At 40.4% G+C, this 13023-nt stretch carries 11 protein-coding genes and 1 tRNA gene; 8 read left to right on the plus strand and 4 right to left on the minus strand.

What is annotated here, in order from left to right; all coding sequences use genetic code 11:
• Positions 1-31 precede the first annotated feature (31 nt).
• The gene (gene pepA, locus AC27JR_RS06850) at positions 32-1543 is read right to left on the minus strand and encodes a leucyl aminopeptidase (protein WP_008112485.1); all 1512 of its coding nucleotides are present in this window, start codon (positions 1541-1543) and stop codon (positions 32-34) included.
• A gap of 307 nt (positions 1544-1850) precedes the next feature.
• Here pepA and lptF point away from each other — a divergent pair, with 307 nt between their 5' ends.
• Positions 1851-2963 (plus strand): LPS export ABC transporter permease LptF, encoded by a 1113-nt coding sequence (gene lptF / locus AC27JR_RS06855; protein ID WP_076919353.1) that lies wholly within the window; start codon positions 1851-1853, stop codon positions 2961-2963.
• Positions 2960-4027 (plus strand): LPS export ABC transporter permease LptG, encoded by a 1068-nt coding sequence (lptG, locus tag AC27JR_RS06860; protein WP_076919314.1) that lies wholly within the window; start codon positions 2960-2962, stop codon positions 4025-4027. The genes lptF and lptG overlap by 4 nt, the downstream gene beginning before the upstream one ends.
• A gap of 97 nt (positions 4028-4124) precedes the next feature.
• Here the strand turns inward: lptG and AC27JR_RS06865 are convergent, their stop codons facing one another.
• Positions 4125-4625 (minus strand): RDD family protein, encoded by a 501-nt coding sequence (locus tag AC27JR_RS06865; RefSeq protein WP_487173151.1) that lies wholly within the window; start codon positions 4623-4625, stop codon positions 4125-4127.
• Between the two features lie 271 nt (positions 4626-4896).
• Here AC27JR_RS06865 and AC27JR_RS06870 point away from each other — a divergent pair.
• From AC27JR_RS06870 to AC27JR_RS06880, 3 genes are all read left to right on the plus strand, one after another.
• Positions 4897-4981 (plus strand) — tRNA-Leu (locus AC27JR_RS06870).
• Between the two features lie 438 nt (positions 4982-5419).
• Positions 5420-6412 carry a fatty acid desaturase gene (locus AC27JR_RS06875; protein WP_487173152.1) on the plus strand — a complete coding sequence of 331 codons (993 nt, stop codon included), beginning with the start codon at positions 5420-5422 and terminating at the stop codon, positions 6410-6412.
• 656 nt (positions 6413-7068) lie between these two features.
• Positions 7069-8208: a Na/Pi symporter gene (locus AC27JR_RS06880; protein ID WP_008114296.1), complete on the plus strand. Its 1140-nt coding sequence runs from the start codon at positions 7069-7071 to the stop codon at positions 8206-8208.
• A 56-nt stretch (positions 8209-8264) separates the two neighbouring features.
• Here the strand turns inward: AC27JR_RS06880 and AC27JR_RS06885 are convergent, their stop codons facing one another.
• Together AC27JR_RS06885 and AC27JR_RS06890 are read right to left on the minus strand one after the other, a co-directional pair.
• The gene (locus AC27JR_RS06885) at positions 8265-10334 is read right to left on the minus strand and encodes a TonB-dependent receptor (protein ID WP_487173153.1); all 2070 of its coding nucleotides are present in this window, start codon (positions 10332-10334) and stop codon (positions 8265-8267) included.
• Positions 10335-10390: 56 nt separating this feature from the next.
• Positions 10391-11047 carry a YoaK family protein gene (locus AC27JR_RS06890; RefSeq protein WP_131690568.1) on the minus strand — a complete coding sequence of 219 codons (657 nt, stop codon included), beginning with the start codon at positions 11045-11047 and terminating at the stop codon, positions 10391-10393.
• Positions 11048-11191: 144 nt separating this feature from the next.
• Here AC27JR_RS06890 and AC27JR_RS06895 point away from each other — a divergent pair, with 144 nt between their 5' ends.
• The 3 genes from AC27JR_RS06895 (at position 11192) to AC27JR_RS06905 (ending at position 12986) form a co-directional block, all read left to right on the plus strand.
• A complete protein-coding gene (locus tag AC27JR_RS06895; RefSeq protein WP_041708743.1) occupies positions 11192-11440 on the plus strand; it encodes a TIGR03643 family protein in 249 nt (82 codons plus the stop codon).
• A 73-nt stretch (positions 11441-11513) separates the two neighbouring features.
• Positions 11514-11897, plus strand: coding sequence for a hypothetical protein (locus AC27JR_RS06900; RefSeq protein WP_008114288.1), 384 nt, complete (start codon positions 11514-11516; stop codon positions 11895-11897).
• Positions 11898-11906: 9 nt separating this feature from the next.
• Entirely contained in the window at positions 11907-12986 is a 1080-nt protein-coding gene (locus AC27JR_RS06905; protein WP_487173155.1) for an endonuclease/exonuclease/phosphatase family protein, read from the plus strand.
• Positions 12987-13023 lie beyond the last annotated feature (37 nt).

Raw genomic sequence — 13023 nt, forward strand, 5'->3', positions numbered from 1 at the left:
ACATTGGGCTGTAAAGCCTTTTACAGGTTTGTTAGTCTTGTGTTGCTTCGCTAATGCCAGCTCGGTTTAATAAATATTGCGTTAGCATAGGAACAGGGCGACCCGTGGCACCTTTTTTAGCACCACTTCGCCATGCTGTGCCGGCAATATCTAAATGAGCCCAGTTATACTTTTTAGTAAATTTAGATAAGAAGCAGGCCGCGGTAATAGTACCTGCAGCACGGCCACCTAAGTTAGTAAAGTCGGCAAATGGGCTCTCAAGTTGATCTTGATAATCATCCCATAATGGCAGTTGCCATGCACGGTCGCCGCTTTGCTCAGACGCTTTTAATAAATCATGCGCCAGTGGATTATGATTAGCTAATAACCCCGTAGCATGGGCACCTAAGGCAACAATACACGCACCGGTTAATGTTGCAACATCAATGACGGTTTCTGGTTCAAAACGCTCTACATAGGTCAGCGCATCACATAACACTAAACGGCCTTCGGCATCGGTGTTAAGTACTTCAACCGTTTGCCCTGACATAGTGGTTAAAATATCACCAGGGCGATAGGCATTTGAGCTTGGCATGTTTTCACAGCCGGCTAAAACGCCAATTACGTTTATAGGTAGCTGCATTTGTGCAAGCGAGCGCATAGCACCAATAACACCAGCAGCGCCACCCATGTCGTATTTCATTTCATCCATGCCTTCGCCTGGTTTTAATGAAATACCGCCTGAGTCAAAGGTTAAGCCTTTACCAACTAATACGATAGGCGCTTGGTCATCGCCTGCGCCTTTGTAATTAATTATAGACATAACCGATTCGTTATCACTACCACGACCAACTGCTAGGTATGAGTTCATACCTAGTTCTGCCATTTTATCTTCGCCAATCAGCTCAACAGTGATGTTGTCAAAATTAGTCTCAAGTTCTTTGGCTTGCTCGCCAAGGTATGCCGGGTTACAAATATTAGGCGGCATATTGGCAACGTCTTTACACAGCTTACTGCCTGCTGCAATCGCTAAGCCATGCTCAATGGCACTTTCGCCTATAGTCAGTTCACGGCGAGTAGGGACGTTAAATACCATTTTACGCAGTGGGCGGCGTGGGTCTACTTTCTTACTTTTTAGCTGATTAAAAGTGTATAAACAGTCTTGGGTTGTTTCCACCGCTTGACGTACTTTCCAATAGGTATCACGGCCTTTAACATGTTGCTCAGTTAAAAAGCATACCGCTTCCATCGAGCCTGTTTCGTTTAAGGTATTGATGGTTTTAGAAATAATTTGTTTATATTGTTTATCGTCTAGTTCGCGTTCTTTACCGCAGCCAACGAGTAAAATACGTTCGCTTAAAATATTAGGTACATGGTGTAATAGTAATACTTGCCCTGGCTTACCTTCTAAGTCGCCACGGCGTAATAAATTTGAGATATAACCATCGCTGATTTTATCAAGTTGTTCACCAATGGGGGATAACCTGCGTGGTTCGTATACGCCAACAACAATACATGCACTGCGTTGTTTTTCTGGGCTACCACTTTTTACGTTGAATTCCATTGTCACTCCTGATTTTGAGTCATCTATAGAAGCTAAGTTGGGACTAAAAATGTGTTTTCTAGTCTTTTTACCTAAATTTTTAGGTCTAGCGCTAATATTAGTAGATTTTACTCGACTCTTACTGTGTATTTGAACTTTATATGCTTAAGGGTTACTAATGCAACATTATATCGTGATGTTAGGTAGGATAATTAATATTGATGGCTTATAATATGTGCTTAATACTCATTTAAAATGAGTGAATTAACTAGTTCACTCATTGTTTTTTATTACTATATTGAAATTCCATGTTTAACAGGGGCGAATGTTGCTAATTTTCCGTTATTTGACCACTGAGGTTTTAAAATCGCAGGTCGCCGTATTTTTAACTTTAATGACCATATTTTTGTCGCAAAAGTTTGTTGTTATTCTTGGTGATGCCTCAGAGGGGAGTATCCCTGCTAAACTCGTGTTTGCCATGATTGCGCTTAAGTTGCCGCAGTTAGCATCGTTAATTTTGCCACTGAGTTTATTTTTAGGGATTATTCTAGCTTATAGCCGTATTTACGCTGACAGTGAAATGACAGTACTTAAAGCCTGTGGCGTGAGTGAGTGGTATGTAGTGCGTATTACGCTAATCTCAAGTGTCATCTTAGCGTTACTGGCTGCCGTACTTACTTTATACATTGCACCGTGGGCAAGCGAGCAAGAATACCAACTTAAAGAACAAGCCAAGGCTGATGCTGGTTTATCTGCACTTCGAGCGGGGCGTTTTCAGCAAACCGGTAACGAAAAAGCTGTGGTATTTATTCATAATATTGAAAATGGCGGCAAAGAGCTCAACAAAGTTTTTGTTGCCCAGCTACCCGATAGCGAAAAAGGTGACTTAGCGCGTTTAGTTTATGCAGAGCAAGGTGTTGTTATTGAAGCGCAAAATGGTGAGCAGCAGTTAGTACTTACTGATGGTAAACGTTACGAAACCGATGGCGAAGCGCCTTCACTTAATTTAACTGAGTTTGATGGCTACAGCGTACAAATTCGCGAGCAAGAAATAGAACACCAACGTCGTAAGTTAGAAGCCGTGCCAACTCGTGAATTAATGGCTATTAACACCCCTGAAGCAATTGCACAGTGGCAATGGCGTTTGGCAATTCCGTTATCTATACCATTATTAACTTTACTTGCAGTACCCCTGAGTGTTGTTAATCCACGCCAAGGTAAATTTGCTAAATTAGTGCCCGCTTTGAGCTTATATTTAGGGTATTTCATTTTACTTAACGCGGCCAAGTTTGCGGTAGAAGACGGTAAAATTCCGCCCTCTATTGGTCTGTGGTGGATTCACTTAAGTGCATTATTTATTGGTAGTTTATTAATTATTAAAGGCCGTCCATTAGGTGTGTGGCTGAAGGCTGTCGTGACTAAACGGGAGCAACACGTATGATGAAAACGCTTGATTGGTATTTAGGTCGCAGCATTATGCAAACCACTGGGTTTGCGTTAATGGTGCTGGTGGGGATCAGTACTTTAATTAAATTCATAGAGCAGCTTAAATCAGTTGGCCGAGGTAGTTACGACATAATGACCGCCTTGTTATATACCATTTATAGTATGCCTGGCGATTTAGTGGTGTTTTTCCCGATGGCAGCACTTATTGGTGGCTTAACAGGACTAGGCGCTTTGGCCTCTAATAGTGAGCTGGTAGTGATGCAAGCCGCGGGTATGTCGCGTTTACAAATTATTGGCTCGGTAATGAAAACCGCTATTTTTATGGCCCTGTGCGTAATGGCATTAGGGGAGTGGGGTGCGCCCGCCGCTCAGTTGCATGCTAAGGAAATGCGTAACCAAGCCATTCATGGCGGGGATGTATTTAATGCGCAAAAAGGTGTGTGGGCAAAAGATGGCAGTAACTTTATTAATATTGAAGATGTTGACCAAAATGGCATGCTCCGCGGCGTTAATATGTATCACTTTGATAAATCGTTACTACTTACACAAATCACTAAAGCAAAAGAAGCTGTAGGGCGTGATAATGGCTGGCTACTGCGCGATGTGAACAAAGTCATGATCAGTGAAGAGCTAATTACCACGGAACAAGTTTCTGAAGAGTTTTATCCGTCGCAGCTTACCGCTGAAAAACTCGGTGTGGTTTCAGTAAAACCAGAGTCACTGTCGTTTTCAGGATTGTGGTCATATTTAGCTTATTTACAGCAAAATGAGCAAGACACCAGTACCTATGATTTAGCATTATGGCGTAAATTAATGCAGCCTGTGTCTATTGCCGTGATGTTGTTAGTTGCCTTGTCGTTTATATTTGGTCCGCTACGAACCGTAACTATGGGTGCACGTATTATTATGGGGGTTGTTACGGGGATAGTGTTCCACTTAACCAATGAGATATTTGGCCCTGTGGTAATGGTATATCAAATCCCAGCGATTGTAGGCGCCGTTCTGCCGAGCATCTTATTTACTGGGTTTGCAGCTTATTTAATGAATAAGCGGGTATAACTAAATTTAAAGCTTATATAAAAAACGCGGCCTTTGTTAAAAGTGCCGCGTTTTTTTTGCTTTAGCTTGAGGTTATATCAATTCGCTTAATTAAGTATTAATCTAGTTCGCGATACACGCGTTTATTTTCTTCTTTGGTGAGCGTAATTACTTCGGTTTTTGATAAGTAATCTTGCAGTGCTTTTTTATTTTTAAAGTCGACTAGTACCACTAAATTACCTAAACCAAGTAATGCGCTGATACTGCGGATAATAGCTTGTGGCCAGCTAATTAAACTTCCTTGGCTGGTTTGTACTTTTAAGCGCCATGCGCGCATACCAATTGTTTGCCCGCTTTTTGTCCAAAAATAACCAAAAAACACCAAGCCAACAAGTACCAGCAGCGAGCTACGAATTCCCGAAAGTAATAGTGAATCCTGAATACGTGCAGATACATCTTCAGCGCCATTAAGGGCAATAACATCAAGGGAAATAAGCCCTTGGATAGCAAATAAATACAATACCACCGTTAGCATCGCAAAAGCGATTATAGCTAATGTATCGTAAACTAACGACGCAAAACGACGCCAAAAACCTGCCCGTGGAAACTCAGCCGACATAAATATACTCTCACTGTTAATATGCGCGATAGTTTAGCAAATAAGCCGCTAAATACTACCTATTACGCTACGTGCTCAACTGGGTATTGGTTCAAATGTTAATGGTTGCCTAAATGTTAAGCGGTTGATCATACTTAATACATAAAACGCTTGCCGCTTTGCTTATTGTTTGTATAATGCTAGGCAATGAGATGAAAGAGGGTACATAATCTTTCACTCTTAAGTGGTTTTTCTTTATCTTCTCGTGTTTAGAAGGTTAAAGAAAAATGATGCCAGCGTGATGAAATTGGTATACATGGGGGATTCAAAATCCCCTGCCGCAAGGCGTGCCGGTTCAAGTCCGGCCGCTGGTACCACTTTTTATAGCCCCGACCAAATTGGTTGGGGTTTTTTTATGCCTAATATTTGAGTTCGCGGGACTTGAGCGGCACGTGAGGTGCCGCCGTTATAAGTAAAAGTCCGGCCGCTGATACCACTTTTTATAGCCCCTGATCGATTTAGCAGGGTTTTTTTATGCCTAAGATTTGAGTGTGCGGGATTTAATTACAAAAAACGTGTCCAACGTTGCTACTTTTATAAGCTGTAGGTTTTGATCTAAACTCGGCCTGTGAACGTTTTAGTTTATTTAACCTGAACTTTGGCATGAGATAGGTTTATTATCCAGGGCACAGGTTATATAGTAAACACGGGCTCGACTTTAATCGTATTTTTCATTGATACGGGTGCGCTAAGTTGTGCAATGTGTTTTGACTCGGGTATTATATACCTCAACCTCTTGTTGCGAATAAAACATCATGACTCAACTAACCGCAAAACAGAATATTCAAGCCATTGTAAAAGCGATTAAGGCTGAAGAAGCATTACTGCGTAAAAAACACCCGCTATTAATGCATCAAAATACCTTAGGGATGGCTATTTTACTACTCTCTTTAAGTGCGTTAATCGGTGTTGGCGCGTTGTATTACTTTGCTATCATCCCCGCGTGGCTGTGTATTATTTTAGCGGCGATTGCCACCTCTATTTCCCATGAACTTGAGCACGACCTAATTCACAAACAGTATTTTAGTAACCAGCCATTTTTACATAATTTTATGATGCTAACCGTGTGGTTGATGCGTCCTAATACTATTAGCCCGTGGTACCGCCGCAAGATGCATTTACATCATCATAAAACCTCGGGGACTGAGCAAGATTTAGAAGAGCGATTGGTGGGTAATGGTATTAAAAATCATTTTTTACGCGCCTTGGTGATTGTTGATGGATTACTAGGTTTATTAATTAATGCAAAGCGCTTTAGTAAAGAAATTAAAGGTTTTAGCTTTTTTAAAGTATTTAACGCAGGTTTTCCGATTACTACCGCGTATTTCGCCATTTTATATAGCGTAATTGCGTTTCACTTAGTTAATTTGTTCACTCCATTGGCAGCTAATTCACCGGTATTATTGCTTGATGTAATGCATGTATTTGAATTTCTAATGGTGGTGCTGATTGTGCCTAATATTGTACGTTCGAGCTCCCTTAATTTTGTTACTTCAAGTATGCATTATTATGGCGGTGTGAATAATATGCTTGAACAAACTCACGTAATTACTAGCCGTTTGTTTATGCCATTTAATTTATTTTGTTTTAACTTTGGGCATACTCATACTATTCATCACTTTGTACCAAATCAGCCGTTTTACTTACGACAAATGATCAGTAAAAAAATCCTTGAAGTGATGCGTCAACACGGCGTACGTTTTAATGATTTTGCCAGTATAAAACAAGCTAATTTGTATCAATCATAACGTTAATTTTTATCCAATTATTAATTGAGATATTGTTAATATTGCCTAGTTTTATGCTAGGCAATGCCTCTAGTAATATCAGGCAAAGTCCATGAAGCCGTCTCAAATATCTTGGGTCTACTGACCTTTGCGGGTTGAGATTCGTTCAAGCTAGGGCGATTCAATCGCGACACGAGGTTTGTAACCTAGTGGGATCGATAACTGCTCCTGCGTTATTCTACTGGCTTACACCCCTGTAAAAATGAGTAAAAACCGAGCAAGGCTTCCGCGTCTTGCTCATGTCCCTTACCTATATCCATTTAGGCAATAAAGAGTAAATCGCCTCTTAGCATAGTCTTTGGAGCAGCTGAAAATTCAACCTTGAAAGATCATCAGACCTTAGTTAATTCATTGCTTAAATATATTTTAATTTAGTGTTCAATTGCTCCTACTCAATGCTTCGCTATGTAATTTAATATCAATTTTTTAATTACTTATTTTTAAAGTTATGGCTTGCCTTATACTCGATTTTTTAACCTTATATTTTTAAGTTATGAATAAAGAAGCACGTTAATCGAATTGAAATATTTCTGTAATATTTAGGTGTTCTAATGCGCTCTGAAACAAAAACGTCATCAAAATGCCATGATCGGTAAGACAAAAACTGAGATTTAAACATGAGTGAATCAAAGCGCAATACGCTATTAATAAAAACGCTTAACTGGGCTGCTATCGCCTTTTTAGTTTATTTAGTCCTGGTAGCCGTTGGCACTGTCAGTGGTGGTTTTAAATTAGCGTCGGGCGGTACCGAGGGAGCGAAAGAAATTTTTGCATTCGCAACCAACCCGTTTATTGCATTATTATTAGGTGCTTTGGCAACGGCTTTAGTGCAATCGTCATCAACGGTTACCTCAGTAATAGTGGGCCTTGTTGCTGGCGGTTTACCGTTAAGTATTGCTATTCCAATGGTGATGGGTGCAAATATTGGTACTACTATTACTAACACCTTAGTGTCTATTGGTCATATTCGCTCTAAAGAAGAGTTTCAACGTGCGTTTGCAGCATCAACGGTTCATGATTTCTTTAATTTATTTGCCGTTATTATATTTTTACCGCTTGAGATAATGTTTGGTTTGCTGCAAAAAATGTCAGCTGCTTTGTCGCATCTATTTATTGGTGATGCCGACTTATCATTAAAGAGCTACAACTTTATTAAACCACTTGTTAAACCTGCTGTGGGTGTAATAAAAGATGCATTTAGCTTCCTAGACACAAAAATGCTAGGTGCAGCGATGGTTATAGCAGGTATTTGTTTGATTTTATTTGCCGTAACTACATTAGGTAAACTACTTAAAAAAGCATTGGTTGGCACTGCAAAAGATATACTGCATGGTGCAATTGGGCGCGGGCCTATCGCAGGTATAACATCAGGTGCGGCGGTAACAGTTATGGTTCAGTCGTCATCAACTACCACGAGTTTAATGATCCCACTTGCGGGAAGTGGTGTGTTTACTACACGTCAAATCTATCCATTTACGCTAGGCGCTAATATTGGTACAACCATTACCGCTTTATTAGCCGCCACATCAATTACAGGGCCTATGGCTGAAGTGGCGCTAACGATTGCTTTAGTACACGTTATGTTTAATGTATTTGCGGTTGCACTAATTTACGGAATTCCTGTACTACGTGAAATTCCGCTTAAGTTAGCCGAAAAGCTAGCCGAAATTGGTACAAAGAATAAATCAGCTGCATTAGGCTATGTGTTAGGGTCGTTCTTTGTGGTGCCAGGTCTAATTGTACTGGCCGTTAGATAAGCAAATAAATGAATAAAAAGAATGCGCTATATAGCTTATATAGCGCATTTTTTGTTTTACCACTGGTAACTTACAGACAGCATGGCATTACGCGGTTTTCCTGGGAAGTAACGATCGCCAGTAAAACTAGTGTAATCTGCGCGCTGTGCGTAAGCCGTGTTGGTTAGATTTATTATTCGCGCACTGAGTAATAATTGTGGGCTAATTTGCCACTGGCCGCGCAAGCTTAAAATATCGTGCCCTTGATATTCATGTAAGTTTTCAGGGTCGGTAAAGTAGCGACTCACATAGTGCCATTGTAGCGCAAGACTAATACTCTCGTTGGCTTGCCAGTTAAAATCGATATTAGCAACTTTTCGAGGTGCGGTATCAATATCGTTACCTTTAATATTAATACTGCCAATGATTTGATCATTCGAGTACGTATGCTTGGCATAAGTGCCTGCGAAGTTAACCGATAAGTGCTGATTAAAGCTATGCGCTAACTCAAGCTCAATGCCGCGATGTCGAGTTTGGCCGTCATTAACAGTAAAAAAGTCACTGTCACGGTAGATGGTATTGTGCTTGCTCATCGCATAAGCCGACAAACCGTAGCGAGTATTGTTGTACACCCCTTTAATACCTAACTCAGCATTATTTGCTATTTCTGCGTCTAAGTCGGCAGTACTTTGCTCGCGTTGTAATTGATAAAGCTCAGCTGCTTGTGGGGCTCTATAGCCTCTTGAAAAGTTAGCGTATAATGTATTGTTAATATTAAGCTGATAGCTCACACCGAGTTTTGGCGAAAGATTACTAAAGCTGTTTTTAGTGCTCTCGGGGCGACTATAACGACAGCCACCAAAACCACATTTACTGCCATCTTCTTTTGTACGCCCTGTAAGCATATTGTTTTGATAGTTATATTGCATATGCTCATAACGTAGACCTGCAGTTATAAGCCAATTATTTAGCTGCCAATCAATAGCGGCAAATGGGGCATATAAGGTGGCATCAACTTGGTAATCGTAATGTTTACCTTGCGGCACTGTGGCCACTAAAAACGCAGAACCTTGAGTCGGTTTATCTTGGGTTTGTAAAAAATCGGCTTGGGTAAACTCACCATCAAAACCAAGCTTTAAGTTGGTATTGTCGTTCACATAATGCTGATAAAGCGATTGTAGCCCAAACCCAGTTTGGCTATTTTTTTCAAGTGGTGTGCCGGGTAAAAAGTGTTTAAAAAAGTCCATACTTTGGTCACGAATATAAGGAGTAACAACTAGAGTGTTCTCTCCTAATTGCCAGCTTGCTTTACTCCAAGCCCTAAACGAGCGAGCTTTTCTAAAGGCGTCGGGATCAAAGTTTTGCTGTGCTATATCTTCATCTTTATAGCTTTGAAAACCGCTAATATAACCAGCAGTTTGTTGATCTAAATTAGTATACGTAAGCCCAGAAACTAAGCTTAGGTTGTTATTATTATAGCGATGGCGCACATTTATTTTTTGTTGCTTTACGCTTTCATCATCTCGATAACCGCTATCATCAGTAAAACTAGCATTAATACCTAGGCCTGAATTATCCATGGCATGGCCTGCACGTAATTTATAGCGAGCATAATCATAAGAGCCATAATCAAAGCCTAGTAAACCACCACCTTGCGTAGTATCAGGGGTAATAACGTTAATTACACCATGCACTGCATTAGAACCATAAAGTGCAGAACCTGGGCCTTTTAATACTTCAATGCGCTCTGCCATTTCGCTATGCGCTTCGAATAGTTCATTGATATTACAAAAACCAGCTGCACGAAGAGCTATGCCATCTTCTGCGGTTAAAACACCACCACAAGCGCCCGTTCCAGAAAGTACTTGCGAGCGCAGAGCCGGTAAATACTCTTGGCCATTCCCACGTTGGACATTGGCACCTGCAACGCGTTGTAGCGCTTCCTCTACATGGGTAGGAGCTATAAGCTCAAGCTGTGATTCACTTAATACACTGATCACCAGTGGTAATGGCGTGGAAAGCGCTTCACTACGCGATGCTGTGGTGGTGATACGTTCAATTGATTGCGCGGTATCTTCAGCACACGCACTATTAATTAAACCTAACTGACTGCATAACAATAACGGGGGTAAATAGTAATATTTCATAAATTCCAGCACATCGGCAATTTGATAAGTTTAGGGTAGGGGATTTTGTGAATTGGTTAAAGCACACTCAACCTATAAACCCGATAAGTAATCGATAAAACAATACAAAAAATGCCCGGAAAAACTAAAGTGAGCACTGAGTAATGTTTAAATAGTAATACACCTACCACTCCGCCGGCTAAAAAACCGGCAATAATTAATACAAAGACCAAGCATTTTCTATTGTCAAAAGCTTCTCCTTTTAGGGCTTTACCAAACATCAAACCCAGATCGGTAAAAATACCGGTTAAGTGAGTGGTTCGCACAACTGCGCCGCTGTAGTTAGTGGCTAAAGCATTTTGTAAGCCGCAGGCTGCAGAAGCGAGTGTAAGTGCGTAAGGGTAAGAATATTGAAGTAGCTGTGCGCTTAACAGCAGTAAAATACCCTCAATAAATAAGAGCGTATCGTAATGGCGGCCTAGCTTAAGTGAACCGCCTGAAAGCATTAAGCCTGTTAATGCCGAGCCAAATATAAAACTCAGTACAATCGCAATTAAAAATAACGCTGCATTGATGTTGGTAGTAAGTTCAATAGCTAATGAAGTCACCGACCCCGAAACGTGAGAGATTGCTTGTTGTTCGAACCCTAATAAACCTACTGCATTTACCATACCGGCAATAAAAGCGAGGGTAAACGCACCATATTCGACCCACTTAGGTAGTTTTGTAAACATCCTTTTAGCTCCGGTTTCAGTGTATAGATTAATCATACACTTAATTAAACCCAACAAATAAAAAAGAGGTTATATTTTTAACATAACAACCAAGTGATGATCGCTAAATTTAACTTTTGCGTATTAACCGAATTTGGAATGAATATGTTTAATCAAGAACAGCAATCGCGGATTATCGAAATGGCATGGGAAGATAGAACGCCATTTGAAGCCATTGAAAACCTTTATGGGCTAAATTACTCTCAGTTAGTTAATTTTATGCGGGAGCATATCTCTAGCGGCTCATTTAAAGTATGGCGTAAGCGCCATGCTGGGCGTAAAACTAAACACCTGAAGCTGCGCGATCCCGCGATTATGCGCAGTCATTGTAAAACTCAGTACAAGCAACGCTAATTTGTCTCGTTTCATGTAATGTTCAGGCTTAGCCGTCAATACTCTTCAGTAATGATCACACTGGAGAATTGCCATGAAAACACTAATCAGTATTTTATTAATGGTTTTTACGCTAACGGCAACAAACGCATTTGCTGTACCACACAAAGACAAACATACAGACAAGCATGCGAATAAACATGCAAACAAGCATCACTGGAAAAAGCATAAATATAATCAATACCATGATAGAAAATGGATTTCTAAAAAACAGGCCAAGCAATTAATTCGCCAAGGATGGACTCCACCAGGGTGGCATAGGCCTTATTATCAAGGTGATATCCTTGGGCATGACATTTATAAGCGTGCTAGAGTAATAGATAGAGAAAGAGGCACAGTGCGAATTGAAGTTGATCGCACTATTATACATTTAGTGCACGACACTCGTGAAATACTCTCTATTTTACAGCGCTATTAGGATTTATAAATGCTCATTGTATTGGTCATAATTACTGGCTTGTTGTTATTAATAACGTTATTACCTCTGTCATACAGTCAGCATTATTTGGTACGTAGCTGTGACTTTGTGCGCTTGCAGGTGTGCTACCTAGCAAGCGCTATCGTATTAGCGGCTCTGATAGGTATGTCGCAAAGCGACTATATTGCATACCCGTTATTAGCCACTGTCGCTTTAGTTATTTTAGCGCTTCAAGCTAAGTGGATTTATCCCTACACCTGGTTCGCTAAAAAAGAAGTATTAACCGCACCAAAAAGCAGTGATCACAGTATCAGAATTTTATCCGCTAATGTACTGATGTCGAATCGACATAGTGAGCAGTTAATTGACTTAGTCGATAAATATCAGCCAGACTTACTTATCACCTTAGAAAGCGATAGTTGGTGGCAAGATAAATTGTCCGTGCTTAAAAAGCACTACCCTCATCAAGTACAGTGCCCTAAAGATAATCGCTACGGCATGCATGTATTTAGTAAATTTAACATACTCGATGCACAAATTTGTGCACTTATAGAAGATGATATTCCTTCTATACATATTTTGTTTGAAAACCACCAAGGGTTAAAAATGCAGGGGCACTTTATTCATCCCGCCCCACCGAGCCCTACAGAAAAAGACTCATCACGACCGCGCGACAGTGAGCTAATAATGATAGCAAAAGCGATTAAAGACTCAACTCGCCCGACCATAGTCGCAGGCGATTTAAATGATGTTGCTTGGTCGCGCAGTACTCGTTTATTTATGCAAATTAGTGGCTTTTTAGACCCGCGTAAAGGCCGTGGCTTTTTTAATACCTTTCACGCTAATTACTTTTTTATGCGTTGGCCGCTTGATCATTTATTTCACTCAAAAGGCTTTAGTGTAAAACGAATAAAGCGCCTTGCTAAATATGGCTCTGATCATTTTGCCTTACTTACCGAATTGGTATTTGAAGATGCTAATCAGCAATCCCTAGAAACAAAACCAAGCGAGCAAAAGCAGCAAGATATACAAGAACTGGCAATGAACAAAGCAGATAAACGCAAAGTACCTATGTTTGAGAAGAGCTAGGTATAGTAAATGTATTAGGTTAAAGGTGTTAGGCGAA

The organism is Pseudoalteromonas sp. NH0006-26 (assembly GCF_057552415.1).